Below are 20199 nucleotides of genomic sequence, written 5' to 3' on the forward strand. Positions count from 1 at the left end.
TCTATTTTACTTTACTCAAATTGATGTAGAAGTCTCTATCGACTATAAAATCATCATTATCAATAGCCATGGTTTTCCATTCAGAATTTGGAAATAGCCATTTTGGTTTACCGTCAATTTTAACTTCAACAGGCATATCAAAACCCTTTACAATATTGACATACCTATATTTTAGTTGATTGTCCTCAATTGTATATTCTAAAGTAGGAATGCGTGTATCTCTGAGATATTGATTAAAAAAGGCGGATAAATCTTTCTTTGTTTTATTACTTATGTAGCTTTCAATTTGTGCAGTAGTTACGGTTTGATGATAAAACTCTTTATTTAAGCCTCGTAGAATTTCTCGCCATAGCGTATCATCTTCAATAAGCTGCCTGAGTGTATGTAACATATTCGCGCCTTTGTAATACATATCACCAGAGCCTTCGTTGTTTACATTATACTGACCAATCACAGGCCTGTCATTTCTAATATTAGCTCGCGTACCGATGACATAATCGGCAGAAGCTTCTTTTCCATAATAATAATCTAAAAACAGATTTTCCGAATAGGCTGTGAATCCTTCGTGAATCCACATGTCTGCAGCATCTTTGTAGGTGATGTTATTGGCAAACCACTCGTGACCAGCTTCGTGAATGATAATAAAATCGAATTTTAATCCCCAACCTGTACCAGATAAATCATTGCCTAAATATCCTTTTTTGTATTGATTACCATAAGTTACAGAGCTCTGGTGTTCCATACCAAGATATGGGACTTCAACAAGTTTAAAACTATCTTCATAAAACGGATAAGGACCAAACCAATGTTCGAAGGCTCTCATCATTTTTGGTGCGTCTTTAAAGTGCTCTTTTGCTTTTTCAAGATTATCCTTTAACACCCAATAATCCATATCTAATTCGCCTTTTTCACCTTGATAGGTTTCAGAAAAATTGACATAGTCACCAATATTTATATTCACGCCGTAATTATTAATTGGATTATTGACAAACCAGTGAGACTTTACTTTATTACCTAAATCTTCAAGTTTTCTTAGCCGGCCGTTTGAGACGTTCGTTAAGCCTTTAGGATTGGTCACGCTAATGAGCATACTATCGACTTCGTCATACATATGGTCTTTATTTGGCCACCAAACACTGGCGCCTAAACCTTGGTTAGATGTTGCGATAAAGTGCTTGCCGTTAGCATCTTTTTTCCACGAAAAACCGCCATCCCAAGGAGCACGTTTAGCTTCGCGAGGATAGCCATCATAATAGATTGTTATGGATTTTATAGCGTTAACGGGTTGTTCACTTTCAACTTTAATAAAATGAGCGTTTCCCTCAGTTCTAAACTCTAATTCATCACCATCCTGAATCACTTTCGTGATTTTCATTGGCGCTTGTAAATCGATTTGAAGCTCTGGTTTAGCCTTTAAAACACGATAATTTATAGTGTTTTTTCCTGAAATGAATTTCTCTTCAGGCTTCACTTCAACATCGAGGTGATAATAGGTTAAATCCCACCACGCACGTTCTGGCGTAATGCTGCCACGCAAAGTATCTTGTCGCGTAAACGTTTCTTTTTTAGATAACAAACCTTGAGATGTACTTAGGCATGGGATGATAATTAGTAATGCAAGTAGAATTTTTTTCATTTTATTTTTTTGAAATAATAAATCCTCGTTTTAATGTTTTTGCTGGAATAGAGTCTAAAATTACGGGAATTGATACTAATCCGTCTGCAGTTGGTTTGTAAACACCAAAATGTAAATGCGGAACGGTCGTCCATCCCGTAAAACCTGATAATGCAATAGGTTGGTTGGCTTTGACGGAATCACCAATTTTTACCAAATTTCCATTTTGTTTTAGATGCACATATTGTGAAAATGTGTTGTCTTCATGATAGAGCATCACATAATTTCCGTAATTTTTAAAATCTTCAGTAACTCCTTGTTTATTGTGTTTGGCGACAACATTAACTACAACCCCATCTCTTGCGGCTACTATAGTATCTCCAATAGCCATGTCAAAATCTATGCATTTTGAAGAAAAATCGCCTTTATGCGAAAAATCGCCATCATAGCCTTGAATTATTTTAGATTCGTAACCTTTCTGAAACGGAAGTGTATAAACATAATTTGTATCGTATTCTGTAAATGGATATCTGCCATAATAACCTAAAAATCTGTACTTTTTTAATACTGAATTGGAGTCTGTTTCCGTAAGACGATAACCAAAAATTTGTTGTTCTTCTTTGGATTCTAATTGTTTAAAAAGTGTTTCATCTGTTTTTCTATCAATGACTTTTATATACATTGGAGAAACTAAATGATTTTTAGAAATCACTAAAAGCGAATCTTTTTCAACCTTAAATTTTATAAAGTTTGGAGAGGTAAGTTTTTTTGAGCAACCTACCACCAATGAAATAAAAAATATGAACAGAAAGAAACACCGTTTCATTTTTACTAGCGAATAATTTTATTAGGGAACGTTACTAGACTTTCGTGACCATCTTTTCCAACGGCCGCAACCCCGAAAAAGAAATTATCGACCACGATACCATCCAAAGTATATTCACTAACATCTCCAACATAACGGCTATTGTCCCAAGTAGGCGAAGTTGTATCTCTCCAATAAATTTTGTAACCAACAGCGCCATCAACTTTATCCCAGCTAAATTTTGCAGAAGGCTGAACAATACCACCAATACCTACGTTTTTTGGTGCCGGTGGAGCAGAGGCAATGCTTGCTAAATTTATTGCGTTTACAGCGGTTAGCTTTTTACAATACGGGAAGTTAACATGCTCAAAGGTATCACCGTAATCAATGCCATCTTCTGTACGAATGTCTTGATGTTGTTGCGTATAATTTTCGTGTGCTTCCATAATACGGATTCCCGCAAAACCAACATCGTTGAAAGGTCTGTGGTGTCCGCCACGGCCAAATCGGTCTAAGCGGTAGACCATCATTGGATTCATCTCTGGCATATACGTCTTCACGGTTTTATGCACATAGCGCGCCAATTGACGTGAAATCCCATCAACTTCACCACCATAAAAACGTCTTGCACGACGTGCACGTTCACTTTCGTTTGCAGGTACTGGTTCTGAGAAAATTCTGAATGTGCGGTTGTCAATCACGCCATCAACGCCTTTAATATTTCCAATCATGTCGTTATTTAAAATTCCTACGATATCCCAATTGTTGTCTTGCGCGTATTTTGCTAAACCTTGACCACCAAACAAGCCTTGTTCTTCTCCAGAAAGACCTACGTAGATAATACTGCTATCAAATTTGTATTTAGATAATACACGAGCGGCTTCTATAGCGCCAGCCATACCTGAAGCGTTATCGTTAGCGCCTGGTGAGTCTGAAGTGAAATCAGTTGGGTCTGACACTCGTGAATCGATATCACCACTCATGATAATAAAACGATTTGGATATTTTGTACCGCGTTGTATCGCTACGACATTAACTACCATAACGTCCTTGACAATACGTTGATTTCGGCCTTTTTCAACTAAATCTTGTTGATAGAATACCTCTAGGCAATCACCACAATCTTTAGAAATTTTATCAAACTCAGACTTAATCCAACGCCGCGCTGCACCAATACCTCGTGTGTCTGATAAGGTGTCACTTAAGGTGTGACGTGTGCCAAAATCCGCAAGGGTTTTCACATCGTTTCTTAAGCGTTCTTCAGAAACAGCATCAATAATATCGTAAAGTTTTGGGTCGGTTTGTGCTTGATTTATTGTAAAGCCAAATAAGGCAAGTCCTAAAATAATTTTTTTCATGAGAGTTAGTGTTTTGAAGCCTAAAAATAAGGCTTTCGCTAAAGCCTTGTGTTTAAAGATTTGTTAATACGTTAATCTGTTTTTAGTCGTCTATAAGTAAAAGCGTGCCAAAAATACTAGCATCAATCCAGCCACGGTTTTTATCTTCACCTTCAACTTTTACAGAGCCGATAAAGTTTTCGCGAGTGGCACTATTATCATTATCGCAATACGCAAGGGCAAAACCTACATTTTTATTGGCGCTTAATTTTATGGGAAAATTAGTCCCAGATTCGTTATAGGTGTCATCATATAAAGAAATTTTGACTTCCCAAACCGATTGATTTCTTGTAGTTATTCGTTTTGATGTTATGTGAGAGTTGAAAAGTATTCCCTTTTCTTCTGTTGACATATCTACGACATTACCATCTAAGGCTATATGATAAGCAAACGCGTTATGGTTAAACTGATGATTGCCACCGCTATTGTTTTCGTCTATAAAAATCTCTAAACAGTCATCGTCCCACCACGCTTTTAAAGGGTCTTTTTCTTTATCTAAAAGAATATCATCAGTAATTTCAGCCAAAAGGTATAAGGCATCTTCTGTCCAAGCTAGCTTATAGCGTCCTTGAAAATCATCTTGCGAATAGGCTTCTCCTAACCATAACTGATTTATTGGTTGCCATTTCGATTTTCCCCAAATAGCCTCCTTAGCTTTTCCGTCAATTATTGGAGTTACAGCAGCTTTTTTTACTTCTATAAGTTGGTTGACTGGCTTTTTTACGGGTATTTGTTTTTTGTAATTAAATTTTACGGTTTCAACTTTATCTTCCGCTTTAATGTCAACGTAAACATTCATCTCTGTATCGCTAACTTTTTCAAATGACATGCCTTCAAATACAACTTTGTTTTTGGTAATATATTTTAGTGGAAAGTCTACGGTTTCGTCTTTGGTTTCCCAGCCTTTAAGGTCGTTATTAAAATGTTTGAGTTGGAGGACAAGCGAGTTTTCTATCTCACGGATAATTTCAATTTCATAGAAGGTAACTTTTCCTTCATTAATTAATTTAAAGGTTGCCATCATAGAGCCAGCTGATGGTTCACTCCAGATTTCTTCCGTTTTTCCACCAAAAGCTTCACCATGCCACGTACCAGAAATCCAAGCGATGTTTTCTAATTTTGGCTCTAGTTTTTGTTCTTGAGCGATTAGTGAGCAGGACATGAGCAGTAGAAAAATTGAAAAGTGTTTCATACGAGTTTTGATTAATGCGTATCTTCGTTTAGATTTTATAAAGTTAAAAAATGAAACGATTTTATTCTGTATTACTTGTAATTCTATTTTTTGGCTGTGTTGATGGCACTATTTCAACAACTGCTGAAACAACAAGCATTAATCCTGAAACGTATTGGGGCGACAGCCCTTGGCCAGAGATTAGAAAAAAGCGTATCACTACGCTACTTCCAAAAGCTCTAGAAAATGCAGAAGTAGATAGTTGGTTAGTCATCTGTAGAGAAAATAATAACGACCCTATTGCAGACCATATAGGCGGCGAAAATGCTGGAGGTACTGCTGTGTTCTTGTTTTATAATGACGAAAACGGATTTCATTCTAAAGTATTCTCACCATCTGGTGAAGCTACGGCTTTAGACGATTTAGATATTCACGACGAGGTTGTGAGTGTTGATCGTGGTACATCTGCGGTGTCTATGGCGGTAGATTTTATAAAAGAAAAAGAATTTGGAACTATAGCTGTTAATTCGTCTAAGAGCAACGCTATGGCAGACGGACTATCGTATTCTCAACGACAGAATTTAGAAGAATTATTAGGTGATTATTCTAACCGTTTAGTGCCATCTACAGAAGTTGTTTACGAATGGCTATCTATAAAACTACCAGAAGAAGTTGAGATTCTTCGTAAAGCGGCACAGTTGACTGCTGATTGGCAGATTGAAGCCTATAAACAAGTGACTCCAGGCAAATCTACAGATGCTGATATTGCTAAATTTTTAAAGCAAAAAATGACAGAATATGGTGTAAAAGATGGCTGGGCACCTGACCAAAACCCGAATGTAAATTCTGGTGCTGACCGAGGACATTCTCATGCAACGGACAAAGTAATTATGCCAGGAGACGTCATACAAATAGATTTTGGTGTAAAGGTTTATGACCGCTGGGTGAGCGATATTCAGCGTTTTGCTTATGTATTAAAAGACGGTGAAACTGAAGCGCCAAAGGGCATTTTGCATTATTGGGAAAGTGGTAAAGCAGGAAATCGTGCTGCGCTTGCTGCTATGAAACCTGGTGTAAAGGGTGTGGACGTTGATAGGGCACAACGTGTACTTATGAAAGAAGCAGGCTCGGATTATGTGATGTGGAGCACAGGACATCCAGTGGGTTATGTGGCGCATGATGTTGGGCCAAATCTTGGAGGTTCGCAAGCGTCTCATGTAAGACCAGCTTCTGAGAAAATCATAAAAGAAGGAATGACCTTTGCTTTTGATGGTTTCCATGCATGGAAATTAAAAGATGGCGGAACAAAAACCATATCGGTAGAGGAAATGGCTGTGGTTAAAAAAGATGGCGCTGAGTATCTAATTGAACCGCAAGAGGAGTTGATATTAATAAAAAGTAATTAGTCCATTTCTTTTTTTATAAACCGAATTAATTCTTCGGTGTAGTTTAGAATATTATTAAGCTCTAATTTGTTCCTTTTATTGCTAATATTTTTAATCTTTAAGGCTTTAATTAAAACGGGTAATTCTTCTAACTGTCTTTCTTGAATATTTAGTCGATTGGAGAGTGCTTTATTGTTTTTCCAAATATCTAAGTCGCTAAAGGTTTCTAAAAAATCTAATTCTTTGAATATGGCTAGATATAAGTCCAATCTCCCTTTAAAATCATCTAAGTGACTTTTTTGCTCGTTTTCTAAATTTATTAAAGCATTTCGAATGTGCGAAGGAAGCAGCCTAATGTCACCCGTAGATTGCATGACACTCACTGTTTTTGTATTAAAGGTTGTATTTTCTAAATCGAAGACTGCATTTTGATGATAGATTAATACGGAATCTATTGAAAGGTTTGGATTACTAGTTTCTTTTTTAAGGTTGTTGTATGCTTCTATATCATTTTGTAGTCTGGAAATAGAAAATTTTATAGTACTTACATCTGAATCCAATTCATCTAAAAGTTGTTTGTAATAGGATTGTATTAACAATCGGTCTTTCCTATTTTCATTCCAATTGTTGATTTGTAGGGCAATGAGAATCCCGATGACGACCAAAATGATTTCGCCAATAGCGTATTTAAAGTACTTACCCATTTTATTTTGATTTATTAGTGAGAGACGGATATGTCGGAAGAATTTTACCATTTATGCCTAGAGATTCAAATTAAACTAGCCTGATTGTTATTGTAAAGTTATTTATTATTCAATTTTTAATAAATCCTGTTACCTCACAAACGTCACTTTACTTATCAATCCATTTTCGACTTCGTAAATCGCAACGGCTTTAAACGTATTTCCATTAGCGGTCACTAATTCGTGGTCTATAACTTTGTTTCCTGTGACTATACGTTTTAATATTTTACAGTTGAGATCTGGTGTATTTTCAAAGAAGCCTTTGTATGAGGTTTTCATTGCCTCTTGACCTTCTGTACGTAATTCGTTAGGGAAATTATAAAGTTTTATATCGTTAGAGTAAGTCGCCATAAAAGCATCTATATCTCTTGCGTTATAAGCGTCTAATTGCTGTTGCACAATCTCTTCTGGTGAGATTTCTGAAACTAAGGCTAGCATGGTTCCTATTTCATTTGTTGCAATACGGGTTATTTTCTGAAGATTATCGTCGTCAAAATTTGCTAAAAGTCTAAACTGTTTGTCCTTTTTTGGGTTGAATAAATAGACGCTATTATTTATAGGAATAACGATGCTTCCATCAATAAGCCAGCAGATATCTTCTGTTTTATTCGGGAGTTCTATAATGTCTCTAGTTTCACTTGTAATTGGGTTGAGTGATTTTAGGGTCCATTTATCGTCGCGTTTTTCTACAAAACTTACCAGTTTACTATTTGGTATTTTATGAAAGGAACGCCCAACATTAATGGCATCTCTTCGTCTTTTACCAGTATTGACGTCTATAACATAAAGATTAAGTCCGCTTTCTTCTATAACGGCGGCAACAATTGTACTCTCGTCGTACCAAGTGTAGTAGGCTACTACTAAATCTTTAACTAATTCTGTAGATTCTCCTGTTCTAAAATCGTAACGATACAAACGTTGTTTGCCATCGTTATCTAGTCTTACGGCTGATATGTCTTTTGAATTTGGAATTTTTAGAGGTGAATACTCACCACCATTTGGTGTAGAATTAGCAAAAGAAACAATTTGTTTGTTTAAATGGTAGAATGCGATATCTGTCTGTCCTTTTTTTGTTGAAACAAAACTGACTAAGTTGTCGTTATAAAAACTAGGTTGGTTGTCATAACCTTTGTTGTTTGATATGTTTCGTTGATTAGTTAAAGCTAATTCTCCGTTTGAGTTGGTTATATCGAAGAGATAGACCTCGGTATTTTGGGCTAGAGTAGTGGTTGCAAATGCAAATAAGAGAATGTAGACTATAGATTTCATAGACTTTTAGTTTTTTTGAAATCTAAATATACACAAATAAAAAAGTCGAATTGCTATTACCACAATCCGACTTTTTCCATCTAATTAAACTTAAACCTTTTATGAGATTTAATCACTCTATTTTAAAAGCAGTACTTATTTTCTGCTTTTACTTTTTCTGCTATGGTGTTACGTAAAGCAACAACGTTAGGGTAGTTAGCATATTTAGTAAAACGCTTAAGACCCATTAGCATCATTTTTTGCTCATCGCCTTCAGCAAAAGAAACAATACCTTCGATACCGTTTTTCTTTATAATTTCTACAGCATTAAATAAATATAACTTGGCCATAGCGATTTGTTCTTTCTGAGCATCTTCACCAAAACGTTTCGCATTTTTCTCAGCACGTAAAATTGCCGACTCTGCCATGTAAATTTCAATAAGAATGTTTGAAGCATTCATTAATAACTGTTGGTGTTGCTCTAAGTCTGGACCATATTTTTGAACTGCAGAACCTGCCACCATTAAGAAGACTTTCTTAAGTTTTGCAATCATTTCTTTTTCCTCAGAAAACAATTCTGAATAATCTGGAACATCAAATGATGGAATTCCCATAAGCTCGTCTGCTACTTTCATTGCAGGACCTAATAAATCTACATGACCTTTCATGGCTTTTTTAACTAGCATACCAACAGAAAGCATTCTATTAATTTCGTTAGTACCTTCGTAGATACGTGCAATACGGGCATCTCTCCAAGCCGCTTCCATTGGTGTTTCTTCAGAGAAGCCCATGCCTCCAAAAATTTGGATACCTTCATCTGCACAATTTTGTACATCTTCTGATACGGCAACTTTTAAGATTGAACATTCAATAGCATACTCTTCAACACCTTTAAGCTCTGCTTCTTGATGTGTATTACCGGCAGCAACACGCATTGCAATACGGTCTTCGATATTTTTTGCAGCTCGGTACGATGCAGATTCACCAGCATATGCACTTGTTGCCATTTCTGCAATCTTTGCTTTGATAGCTCCAAAATCGGCAATTGGTGTTTTAAATTGCTTACGCTCGTTTGCGTATTGTACACCTGTAGTAATGATACGTCTTTGCGAATCTAAACACGCTGCTGCTAATTTAATTCGACCAACGTTTAAGGCATTCATAGCAATTTTAAAACCTTCACCACGACCAGCCAACATATTTTCTACAGGAACTAAGCAATCGTTAAAGAACACTTGACGAGTAGAACTCGCACGAATACCTAATTTATGCTCTTCCTCACCTAAAGTAATACCGTTTGATGGGTCATTCTCAACGATGAATCCTGTAATATTTTTATCGTCTTCTAAACGTGCAAAAACGATAAATAATTGGCAGAAACCAGCATTAGAAATCCACATTTTTTGTCCGTTAATTTTGTAGTGCTTTCCGTCTGCAGTTAATTCTGCAGTTGTTTTACCAGAGTTAGCATCCGAACCTGCACCTGGCTCAGTTAAACAATATGCTCCGAACCACTCGCCTGTAGCTAATTTTGGAACATATTTTTGCTTTTGCTCTTCCGTACCGTATAATGTAATTGGCATGGTACCAATACCTGTATGCGCACCGAAAGCTGTGCTGAAAGAACCAGTTCCTGAAGAAATATAATCACAAACCAACATGGTAGAGACAAAGCCCATTCCTAATCCGCCATATTCTTCTGGTACTGCAACGCCTAAGAATCCTAATTCTCCAGCCTTTTTCATACACTCTTCTGTAAAGGCATAGTCTTTCTTTTCAAAACGTTCTCTATGTGCAATGATTTCACGGTCGTTAAATTCCATAACCGCTTCTTTCATCATTGTTTGTTCTTCGTTAAAATCTTCTGGAGTGAAGATATCTTCGCATTTGGTTTCCTTAACGAGGAATTGTCCGCCGCGAAGGATTTCTTTTTCTGTAGTCGCTTCCATAACTCTTATGATTTGTATCTTTTTTTAATTTAAAAATTCGAATATTCCTGCGGCACCTTGACCTGTACCAACGCACATGGTTACCATACCGTATTGTCCTTGCATGTTGCGCTTACGCATTTCGTCAAATAACTGTACAGATAATTTAGCTCCAGTGCATCCTAACGGGTGACCTAAAGCAATGGCACCTCCATTTACATTGATGATATCTGGATTTAAGTCCAATTCGCGAATAACCGCCAACGATTGTGAAGCAAAGGCTTCATTCAATTCAATTAACTTAACATCGTCTTGCTTAAGTCCAGCTTGCTTTAATGCTTTTGGAATTGCAGCAACAGGACCAATACCCATAATACGAGGAGGAACACCAGCAGCAGCATAGCTCACCATTCGAGCGATTGGTTTAAGATTAAGTTCTTTCACCATATCTTCACTCATCACCATAACAAAAGCTGCGCCATCACTTGTTTGAGAAGAGTTACCAGCGGTAACGCTTCCGCCTTGAGCAAAAACAGGTCTAAGCTTAGCTAGAGCTTCTTTGCTTGTTCCTTTACGCGGACCTTCATCTTTAGTCACAGTGTATGTGCGCGTCGCCTTTTTTCCTTTGGAATCGATGTAGGTTTCTTCAACTTCAATCGGAACAATTTGATCTTGGAAACGATTTTCTTCTAAAGCTTTTAAGGCTTTCATATGAGAATTGTAAGCAAATTCATCTTGGTCTTCACGAGACACATTGAATTTGTTTGCCACTTCTTCAGCAGTGTTTCCCATTCCCCAGTAATAATCGGCGTGCCCATCTGCAACGGTATCGTAGTTTAATTCTGGTTTAAAACCTGTCATTGGTACAGAACTCATACTCTCTACACCACCAGCAATGATACAATCTGCCATTCCAGATTGAATTTTTGCGACGGCCATACCAATAGTTTCTAATCCTGAAGAACAAAAACGGTTAACCGTTACACCAGGTACATCTTCAATTTTTAATCCCATAAGAGAGATGAGACGTGCCATGTTTAGTCCTTGAGAACCTTCTGGCATCGCATTACCAACAATAACATCGTCGATACGTGTTTTATCAAACTCTGGTAACTGCTCCATCATGTATGAGATGGTTTCTGCAGCTAACTCATCAGCTCTTTTAAATCTAAACGCGCCTTTTTTGGATTTCCCAACGGCTGTTCTATATCCTTTTACTATATATGCTGTTTTCATAGTTTATAGCTTTTGGCTAATAGCTCTTAGCTTTTAGCGTTTTATAATTATTGATTTACCAATAGCCAAAGGCTAATGGCTCATAGCTTAGCAACTTTAGTTGCGTAACGGTTTACCAGTTTTTAACATGTGCTGAATACGCTCTAATGTTTTGCGCTCTGTACAAAGACTTAAGAAGGCTTCACGCTCGATATCTAATAAATATTGCTCTGATACTTTGGTCGGCTCTGATAAATCGCCACCAGCCATAACGTAAGCTAATTTGTTAGCGATTTTCTGGTCGTGCTCAGAAATAAAGTTGCTGGCTTGCATAGAATCTGTCGCCACTAAAAATGCACCTAATGCTTGCTTACCTAAAACTAAAACATCATTGCGTTTTACAGGTTGCGTATAACCAGCATCTGCCAATAATTTGGCATGTTTCTTAGCTTCAGCAATTTGACGGTCTTTATTCACCACCACAACATCTTTACCGTGCTGTAATAAACCTAAATCGTAAGCTTCATATGCTGAAGTCGATACTTTGGCCATACCAATAGTTAAGAAATACTCTTGGAGAACATTCAGCTGCACATCACCTTTACGGAATGTATCTGAAGCTCTCAACGCCATTTCTTTAGAACCACCACCGCCAGGAATAACACCAACACCAAACTCAACAAGTCCCATATACGTTTCTGCAGCAGCGACTACTTTATCAGCGTGAAGTGATAATTCACATCCACCACCAAGCGTCATACCATGGGGCGCAGAAATTGTTGGGATAGATGAATAACGCATACGCATCATCGTGTCTTGGAAATATTTAATAGCCATGTTAAGCTCGTCATATTCTTGCTCAACAGCCATCATAAAAATCATTCCGATGTTTGCACCAACCGAGAAGTTTGCGCCTTGGTTACCAATTACTAAACCATCAAAATCTTTTTCGGCTAAGTCAATTGCTTTGTTAAGACCAGCTAAAACATCACCACCGATGGTATTCATTTTAGATTGGAACTCACAATTGATAATTCCATCACCGATATCTTCGATAACAACTCCAGAGTTTTTGAATACTTCGTTTGATTTACGGATGTTATCTAAGATGATAAATGCATCTTGACCAGGTTTTTTAACCTGAGATTTTGTAGGAACATCATAATAATAAGTTGCGCCATCTTTTACGGTATAGAAAGACGTTTCGCCTTTTGATACCATTTCTTTAACCCAAGCTGCAGGTTCTTTGCCTTCAGCTTTCATAAGTTCAATACCTTTTTCAACACCTACGGCATCCCAAATTTCGAATGGTCCATTTTCCCAACCAAAACCAGCTTTCATTGCATCGTCAATTCGGTATAATTCATCAGAAATTTCTGGAATTCTATTTTGTACGTAAGCAAACATCGCTGCGAAATTCTTTCTGTAGAATTCGCCAGCTTTGTCCTTACCACCAACTAAAACCTTAAAACGGTCAATTGGTTTATCGATTGTTTTTGTTAATTCTAAAGTCGCAAAAGACGCACGTTTTTTAGAACGATATTCCATCGTGTCTAAATCGAGTGTTAGAATTTCTTTTTTACCATCTGCATTTACCGATTTTTTATAAAATCCTTGACCAGTTTTGCTTCCTAACCATTTATTTTCCATCATAGTGTCGATGAAATCTGGTAGTTTGAAAAGCTCATGCGCTTCGTCATCTGGGCAATTATCGTAAATACCATTAGCAACGTGTACTAATGTATCTAAACCTACAACATCTACTGTACGGAATGTTGCCGATTTTGGACGACCAATGACTGGGCCAGTTAATTTATCAACCTCTTCAACCGTTAAGCCTAGTTCTTTTACTTGGTGGAATAACGATTGAATACCGAAAATTCCAATACGGTTTCCAATAAACGCAGGTGTGTCTTTTGCTAAAACCGAAGTCTTACCTAAGAATTTTTCACCATACTCCATTAAGAAGTCTGTAACCTCTTGTTTGCAATCTGGACCTGGAACAACCTCAAATAACTTTAAGTAACGTGGCGGGTTAAAGAAATGCGTCACTGCAAAATGCTTACGGAAATCTTCAGAACGGCCTTCGTTCATAAATTTAATAGGAATACCAGAAGTGTTAGATGAAATAATAGTACCTGGTGTTCTGTATTTTTCTAACTTCTCAAAAACTTGTTGTTTAATGTCGAGACGTTCAACAACAACTTCCATAATCCAATCGACATCCGCTACTTTAGCAATATCATCTTCGAGATTACCTGTGGTAATTCTACTAGCAAACTTTTGATTGTAAATAGGCGAGGGCTTCGATTTTAGAGAGTCTTGAAGCGCAGTGTTAACAATGCGATTTCTTACCACTTTATCATCAAGTGTAAGTCCCATTGCTTTTTCTTTTTCATTTAGTTCTCGTGGAACAATATCTAGTAAAAGGACATCTACACCTATATTGGCAAAATGACAAGCAATACCACTTCCCATAATTCCGGAACCGATAATTGCTACTTTTTTAATTCTACGTTTGCTCATGTTATTTTAGAATTTTTTCTTTTTGATTGTATATTTTCTTATTTGATATCATGTGATTTATAATCTCTGCTACTTTGTAAAAGCCAGAGAGTTCTTCTCTAGAAACGTTATCTCTAATGGCTTCATTAAACGTAAGTACGCGGTCTCTTGAGTAGGCACGCTTTTCTCTTCCAAAATCAGTTAGGTGAATTAATACGCCACGACCATCTTCAGGATTAGGTTTTCTTGTAATCAGTCCTTTTTCCTCCATCGTTTTAAGGGTACGCGAAAGACTTGTAGCTTCCATTCCCATTTTTGGACCAAGTGAGGTGGAAGGTGTTCCTTCTTCAGGGTCAATACTTAATAAAGCGAAACCGGTTGCCATTGTTGTATCGAATTGAGCGGCTTCTTCGTTATACATTTTATTTACTGCTAACCATGTGGTTCTGAGTACGTAATCTATAGTTTTGTCTTTCAAACTCAAACGTTTTCGTGTTAGGAAGACAAATATAATAAAAAATACTATGCACGCATAGTATTTAAAAATAAATTATGCATGCATAGTAAATTTATCTATTGAAATAAAAAATGTCTCAGAGTTAGTGAGACATTTACTTACATTTCGATGAGAAGATTCTTTGTTATCCGCGATACATCTTCTCGTATAAGTCGTTATACATCTCTTTAATAACGCTGCGTTTCATCTTCATAGTAGGTGTTAGTTCTCCATTATCTATAGACCAGACTGAAGATGTTAATTCGAATTTCTTAACCTGCTCCCACTTTCCAAAATTGATATTGTATTTATCAACCTCTTTTTGGATACGCTTTATTACAATTTCCGAAGCAGCGATGTCTTCATTAGACGTTCCGATATTATGACCTTTATGTTCTATCCAATCTCTTACGAAATCAAAATTTGGTTGAATAAGAGCGCAAGGCATTTTTTCACCTTCGCCTACAACCATAATTTGTTCTATAAATAAGGATTGTTTTAAATCATTCTCTAGAAGCGTAGGGATAACGTATTTACCGCCTGAGGTTTTAAACATTTCTTTTTTACGTCCTGTTATTTTAAGAAATCCATCAGCAGTGACTTCTCCTTTATCTCCTGTATGAAAATAATCGCCAGACATGACTTCAGCTGTTTTTTCTGGATCCTTGTAATAGCCTTGCATGACATTTGGTCCTTTAATTAAAATTTCGCCATCATCTGCAATTTTTACTTCTACGCCATCTATGGGTTTGCCAACTGTACCAATTTGGTACATATTATTTTTGTAAAGACCAACAGAAACCACAGGAGATGTTTCTGTAAGGCCGTAGCCTTCCATAACACGCATGCCAGCAGCCCCAAAAACTCTAGCCAATCTTGGTTGCAAAGCTGCACTACCAGATACCATAGTGTATAGCTGACCACCTAATGCCTCACGCCATTTACTAAAAATAAGTTTGTTAGCAATCTTAAGTTTAAACTCGTACCATGCACCATTTTTTCCGTAAGGCTCCCATTTTTCGCCCAAACTAACGGCCCAAAAGAAAAGCGCTTTTTTAATACCTGTAAGCTCTTCTCCTTTAAGCATAATTTTATCAAACACTTTTTCGAGTAAACGAGGTACAACACTCATAAGATTTGGTTTAACCTCTTTGGCATTATCACCAATTTTATCTAGGGCTTCAGCAAAGTAAATTGATGTGCCAGCGTATTGATAAACGTAAATAAGTACACGCTCAAAAATATGGCAAATTGGCAAGAAGCTTAATATTCTGGTTTCTCCAGATTCTGGTAGAGGTACACGAGGAGAGCTTGCCAGAACGTTACTTGTAATATTCCAATGACTTAGCATAACCCCTTTTGGTTTTCCTGTTGTACCCGACGTGTAAATTATGGTTGCTAAATCGTGTTTATCGACTTCGTCTTTTCTAGCTTCAACTTCTGGTTGGTTGGTTTCGTCTTTTCCAAGCGTAAATAGTTCTGAATAATGCTTACAGCCTTCAATTTGGTCAAAAGAGTAAACGTCTTTCAGTTTTGTATTCGCCTTAATTTTATTGACTTTCTCTAAAACTTCTTCATCAGAAACAAAACAGTAAATCGACTCACTATGATTCAGCACATACTCATAATCTTCAGCACAAATCGTTGGATAAATAGGGACATTTGTAGCGCCAATTTGTAGTGTGCCAATGTCCATAATATTCCATTCGGTTCTGTTTGTTGAAGAAATAAGCGCAATTTTATCACCTTTTTTTACGCCCATTTTCAGTAAAGCACGACTAACTGCATTGGCTTTGTCTAAATAGTCTTGCGTGGACATCGGCGTCCATTTGCCATCGTACTTGGTAACTAAAGCGGAATTGTTAGGGTTATTTTTGAGCTGATGGTATGGAAAGTCAAAGAGTCTTTTTATTTCTGTCATAGTCATTTTTCAGTTAAGGGAACGCAATATTACGAAAATATGAAAATTAACAGTAGAAACTAAAAGATTAATAGTTTTGAACGAATATTTTAAGAATTTCTCTTTTCTATCCACTTTCTGGCATTTACAAATGCTTCTAACCAAGGCGATACTTTATCATTTCTATCTTTGGGATAATATGCCCAGTTCCATGGAAATGTAGAACGCTCAATGTGTGGCATCGTTACTAAATGACGACCTGTTTTATCCGTCATCATCGCGGTATTAAAGTCAGAACCATTTGGGTTGTGTGGATATGCATCGTAAGCATATTTAGCAACAATGTTGTACTTATCTTCAGTATATGGTAAGCTAAATTTACCTTCGCCATGAGAAATCCAAACACCTAAAGTTGTTCCGGCTAAAGTCGATAACATCACTGAGTTGTTTTCTTGGATTTTTACCGAAGTAAAGGCACTTTCGTGTTTTCCAGAATCATTGTAGGTCATTTTACCGTGTTGTTCGTGGTCTGGATTGATAAGGTCTAATTCCATCCACAATTGGCAACCGTTACAAATACCAACAGACAACGTATCTTCCCTTTCGAAGAAATTTTTCAATGCTATGTTGGCTTTTTCATTGTATTTAAAGGCGCCGGCCCAACCTTTTGCTGAGCCAAGTACATCAGAGTTTGAAAAGCCACCAACGGCGCCAATAAACTGAATGTCTTCAAGAGTTTCTCGACCAGAAATTAAATCGGTCATATGCACATCCTTAACATCAAAACCTGCTAAATACATAGCATTTGCCATTTCGCGTTCGGAGTTACTTCCTTTTTCTCGGATAATAGCCGCTTTTGGTTTATTTGAATTGGCTCTGTAGTCTTTTAAAACACCATCAAACTTTGAAGGAAATTTGTAGTCTAAAGGTTGAGTTGCATAATTTTCAAATCGTGCTTTTGCCAAACCATTTGCCGTTTGTTTTTGGTCTAATAGATATGAAGTCTTGTACCACATATCTCTTAAACGCGAAACCGTCATGGTGTAAACTTCATCTCTATTGATAATACTTAAAACATCGCTTTCTGTGACTTTTCCGATATTATGAAAATCGATATTTGCATCAGAAAGAATAGCTTCAATAGAATTATCTTCGGCTTGAAAAACAATACCAGCATTTTCTGCAAATAATACTTTAATAGAATCTTTTTGCTGAAGCGAAGTAATATCTAATTCAGCGCCTAGATTAGTATCGGCGAAGCATAATTCTAATAAGGTTGTAATCAATCCACCAGAAGCGACATCGTGTCCTGCAACAATTTTTCGGTCGTTTATTAATTTCTGAATGGTATTAAACACTGTTTTCAAATAGTCCGCACTTTGAACATTTGGTGTGTTGCTTCCAACTTTATTTTTTATTTGTGCAAAGCTACTTCCGCCTAATTTATAGTCATCTTGAGAAATGTTAATGTAGTAAATATCACCTTTTCCTTTTTGAAAAACAGGCTCAATTACATGGGTAATATCATTACAATTTGCAGCAGCAGAAATAATTACTGTACCGGGAGAAATCACTTCGCCATCAGGGTATTTTTGCTTCATGGATAAGGAATCTTTTCCTGTAGGAACGTTGATGCCCAAGTCAATAGAAAATTCTGAAATGGCTTTTACAGCTTCATATAAGCGTGCATCTTCACCAGGATTTTTACAAGGCCACATCCAGTTTGCCGAAAGTGAAACGCTTTTCAATCCGTCTTTAAGTGGTGCCCACATGATGTTGGTTAACGCTTCGGTAATACTATTACGACTACCTGCAACAGGATTAATTAAACCGGAAATAGGCGAGTGGCCAATTGAGGTAGCAATACCTTCTTTTCCGTTGTAATCGAGTGCCATAACGCCAAGGTTATTTAACGGTAATTGTAGCGGACCAGCACATTGTTGTTTAGCTACTTTACCACCAACACAGCGGTCTACTTTATTAGTTAGCCAATCTTTACAAGCCACAGCTTCAAGTTGAAGTACTTGGTCTAAATAATTATAAAAATCATCTGGATTGTATGATATTCCGCCATAGTTATGGTCAACTGTATTATCTGTCATTATGGTTTTTGGAGAACTACCAAACATATCTTCAAGTGCTAAATCCATTGGTTTATTTCCATTGGTTTTAGACTCAAATGTAAACCTGTTATCGCCGGTTACATCTCCGACGTCATAGATGGGCGAGCGTTCTCTATCAGCAATTTTATGGAGCGTGTCTAGATGGTTTTGGGCAATAACTAATCCCATACGTTCTTGAGATTCGTTACCGATAATTTCTTTGTCTGAAAGCGTTGGGTCACCGACAGGTAATTTATCCAAGTCAATTTTCCCGCCAGTATCTTCCACCAATTCAGACAGACAGTTTAAATGTCCACCAGCACCATGGTCATGGATAGAAACAATATGGTTTTCGTCACTTTCTACCATACCACGAACGGCGTTTGCGGCACGTTTTTGCATTTCTGGGTTAGAACGTTGAACAGCGTTTAATTCTATGCCTGTTGAAAACTCGCCAGTATCTGCTGATGATACGGCAGCACCACCCATTCCGATACGGTAATTTTCACCGCCGAGAATTACAATTTTATCACCTTCTTTAGGTGTGTCTTTTAAAGCTTGGTCTGCTTTTCCGTAGCCAATTCCACCAGCTTGCATGATTACTTTATCATAGCCAAGTTGTCTGTTATTCTCTTTATGTTCAAATGTTAAAACAGAACCACAAATTAATGGTTGCCCGAATTTGTTTCCAAAGTCTGATGCTCCATTAGAGGCTTTAATTAAGATATCAATTGGCGTTTGGTAGAGCCATTTTCTGGCTTCAAATTTTTGTTCCCAAGGTCTATCTTTTTCTAATCTAGAATAAGACGTCATATAGACGGCCGTTCCGGCTAATGGTAAAGAGCCTTTTCCGCCAGCAAGTCTATCTCTAATTTCGCCGCCAGAACCCGTTGCAGCACCATTAAAAGGTTCTACTGTAGTTGGGAAATTATGTGTTTCTGCCTTTAAAGAAATAACAGAATCGAAGGCTTTTGTCGCGTAATAATCTGGAATGTCGGCACGTTTTGGTGCAAATTGTTCCACTTTTGGACCTTTGATAAACGCAACGTTATCTTTGTATGCCGAAACGATATCGTTAGGGTTTTGTTTTGATGTTTCTTTAATCATTTTAAAGAGAGACATCGGCTTTTCTTCACCATCAATAACAAATGTACCGTTGAAAATCTTATGACGACAGTGTTCTGAATTTACTTGACTAAAACCAAACACTTCAGAGTCTGTTAATGGTCGACCTATTTTTTTCGAGACACCTTCGAGGTATTTAATTTCTTCATCGCTTAATGCTAAACCTTCTTTTTGATTGTAGGCTGAAATATCCTCAATATTGAGAATAGCTTCAGGTTGAATATCAATAGTAAAAACATCTTGATTTAAACCATTGAATTTCTCAGAAATCATAGGGTCATAATCTTTGAAATCTTCTGTTGAAGCCTGAAATTCTTCAATTCGGATGATACCATCTATTCCCATATTTTGGGTGATTTCAACAGCATTTGTACTCCAAGGGGTTATCATGGCGGCACGAGGTCCAACAAAAAAAGCATCGATTGATGCTTGTTCTATTTTTGGTTGGTCGCCAAATAACCATACCAGTTTAGAGATGGTTTCTGTTGATAATTCTTTTGTGGCTTGAACAGCAAATACTTTACTGTTTTGGTTTCCGAAGAAGTGAATCATTATAAAAGATTA

At 37.0% G+C, this 20199-nt stretch carries 13 protein-coding genes; 1 reads left to right on the forward strand and 12 read right to left on the reverse strand.

Annotated features, from left to right (window positions below; all coding sequences use genetic code 11):
- Window position 1 precedes the first annotated feature (1 nt).
- From DFQ05_RS01980 to DFQ05_RS01995, 4 genes are all read right to left on the reverse strand, one after another.
- Window positions 2-1636: a M1 family metallopeptidase gene (locus DFQ05_RS01980; protein WP_132703052.1), complete on the reverse strand. Its 1635-nt coding sequence runs from the start codon at window positions 1634-1636 to the stop codon at window positions 2-4.
- Between the two features lies 1 nt (window position 1637).
- Window positions 1638-2441: a M23 family metallopeptidase gene (locus DFQ05_RS01985; protein WP_132703054.1), complete on the reverse strand. Its 804-nt coding sequence runs from the start codon at window positions 2439-2441 to the stop codon at window positions 1638-1640.
- A gap of 5 nt (window positions 2442-2446) precedes the next feature.
- Window positions 2447-3778: a M28 family peptidase gene (locus DFQ05_RS01990; RefSeq protein ID WP_132703056.1), complete on the reverse strand. Its 1332-nt coding sequence runs from the start codon at window positions 3776-3778 to the stop codon at window positions 2447-2449.
- Window positions 3779-3860: 82 nt separating this feature from the next.
- Window positions 3861-5009 (reverse strand): DUF6265 family protein, encoded by a 1149-nt coding sequence (locus DFQ05_RS01995; protein WP_241974192.1) that lies wholly within the window; start codon window positions 5007-5009, stop codon window positions 3861-3863.
- Window positions 5010-5059: 50 nt separating this feature from the next.
- Here DFQ05_RS01995 and DFQ05_RS02000 point away from each other — a divergent pair, with 50 nt between their 5' ends.
- On the forward strand, window positions 5060-6394 hold the full coding sequence (locus DFQ05_RS02000) for a M24 family metallopeptidase (RefSeq protein WP_132703058.1): 1335 nt from the start codon (window positions 5060-5062) through the stop codon (window positions 6392-6394).
- Here the strand turns inward: DFQ05_RS02000 and DFQ05_RS02005 are convergent.
- From DFQ05_RS02005 to purL, 8 genes are all read right to left on the reverse strand, one after another.
- Window positions 6391-7077, reverse strand: coding sequence for a DUF6090 family protein (locus DFQ05_RS02005; protein WP_132703060.1), 687 nt, complete (start codon window positions 7075-7077; stop codon window positions 6391-6393). The two genes, DFQ05_RS02000 and DFQ05_RS02005, sit on opposite strands and share 4 nt — an antisense overlap.
- Before the next feature lie 129 nt (window positions 7078-7206).
- Window positions 7207-8385, reverse strand: coding sequence for a nuclear transport factor 2 family protein (locus tag DFQ05_RS13635; protein WP_199221952.1), 1179 nt, complete (start codon window positions 8383-8385; stop codon window positions 7207-7209).
- Window positions 8386-8507: 122 nt separating this feature from the next.
- A complete protein-coding gene (locus DFQ05_RS02015; RefSeq protein WP_132703062.1) occupies window positions 8508-10313 on the reverse strand; it encodes an acyl-CoA dehydrogenase family protein in 1806 nt (601 codons plus the stop codon).
- 24 nt (window positions 10314-10337) lie between these two features.
- Window positions 10338-11528 carry an acetyl-CoA C-acyltransferase gene (locus DFQ05_RS02020; protein ID WP_132703064.1) on the reverse strand — a complete coding sequence of 397 codons (1191 nt, stop codon included), beginning with the start codon at window positions 11526-11528 and terminating at the stop codon, window positions 10338-10340.
- Window positions 11529-11624: 96 nt separating this feature from the next.
- Window positions 11625-14033, reverse strand: coding sequence for a 3-hydroxyacyl-CoA dehydrogenase/enoyl-CoA hydratase family protein (locus DFQ05_RS02025; RefSeq protein ID WP_132703066.1), 2409 nt, complete (start codon window positions 14031-14033; stop codon window positions 11625-11627).
- Window position 14034: 1 nt separating this feature from the next.
- The gene (locus DFQ05_RS02030) at window positions 14035-14490 is read right to left on the reverse strand and encodes a MarR family winged helix-turn-helix transcriptional regulator (protein ID WP_132703068.1); all 456 of its coding nucleotides are present in this window, start codon (window positions 14488-14490) and stop codon (window positions 14035-14037) included.
- Between the two features lie 163 nt (window positions 14491-14653).
- Window positions 14654-16429 carry an AMP-dependent synthetase/ligase gene (locus tag DFQ05_RS02035; protein WP_132703070.1) on the reverse strand — a complete coding sequence of 592 codons (1776 nt, stop codon included), beginning with the start codon at window positions 16427-16429 and terminating at the stop codon, window positions 14654-14656.
- Between the two features lie 89 nt (window positions 16430-16518).
- Window positions 16519-20187, reverse strand: coding sequence for a phosphoribosylformylglycinamidine synthase (gene purL / locus DFQ05_RS02040; protein WP_132703072.1), 3669 nt, complete (start codon window positions 20185-20187; stop codon window positions 16519-16521).
- Between the last annotated feature and the right edge of the window lie 12 nt (window positions 20188-20199).

It is taken from the genome of Winogradskyella wandonensis (assembly GCF_004346845.1).
Taxonomy (GTDB): Bacteria; Bacteroidota; Bacteroidia; order Flavobacteriales; family Flavobacteriaceae; genus Winogradskyella; species Winogradskyella wandonensis.

Excerpts from the sequence above, each read along its gene's own strand:
- DFQ05_RS01985 (WP_132703054.1), bottom strand. The coding sequence starts at position 2,441 with ATGAAACGGTGTTTCTTTCTGTTCATATTTTTTATTTCATTGGTGGTA.
- DFQ05_RS02005 (WP_132703060.1), bottom strand. The coding sequence starts at position 7,077 with ATGGGTAAGTACTTTAAATACGCTATTGGCGAAATCATTTTGGTCGTC.
- DFQ05_RS02035 (WP_132703070.1), bottom strand. The coding sequence starts at position 16,429 with ATGACAGAAATAAAAAGACTCTTTGACTTTCCATACCATCAGCTCAAA.
- DFQ05_RS02000 (WP_132703058.1), top strand. The coding sequence starts at position 5,060 with ATGAAACGATTTTATTCTGTATTACTTGTAATTCTATTTTTTGGCTGT.
- DFQ05_RS02020 (WP_132703064.1), bottom strand. The coding sequence starts at position 11,528 with ATGAAAACAGCATATATAGTAAAAGGATATAGAACAGCCGTTGGGAAA.
- DFQ05_RS01990 (WP_132703056.1), bottom strand. The coding sequence starts at position 3,778 with ATGAAAAAAATTATTTTAGGACTTGCCTTATTTGGCTTTACAATAAAT.
- purL (WP_132703072.1), bottom strand. The coding sequence starts at position 20,187 with ATGATTCACTTCTTCGGAAACCAAAACAGTAAAGTATTTGCTGTTCAA.
- DFQ05_RS02015 (WP_132703062.1), bottom strand. The coding sequence starts at position 10,313 with ATGGAAGCGACTACAGAAAAAGAAATCCTTCGCGGCGGACAATTCCTC.
- DFQ05_RS01995 (WP_241974192.1), bottom strand. The coding sequence starts at position 5,009 with ATGAAACACTTTTCAATTTTTCTACTGCTCATGTCCTGCTCACTAATC.
- DFQ05_RS01980 (WP_132703052.1), bottom strand. The coding sequence starts at position 1,636 with ATGAAAAAAATTCTACTTGCATTACTAATTATCATCCCATGCCTAAGT.
- DFQ05_RS02025 (WP_132703066.1), bottom strand. The coding sequence starts at position 14,033 with ATGAGCAAACGTAGAATTAAAAAAGTAGCAATTATCGGTTCCGGAATT.
- DFQ05_RS13635 (WP_199221952.1), bottom strand. The coding sequence starts at position 8,385 with ATGAAATCTATAGTCTACATTCTCTTATTTGCATTTGCAACCACTACT.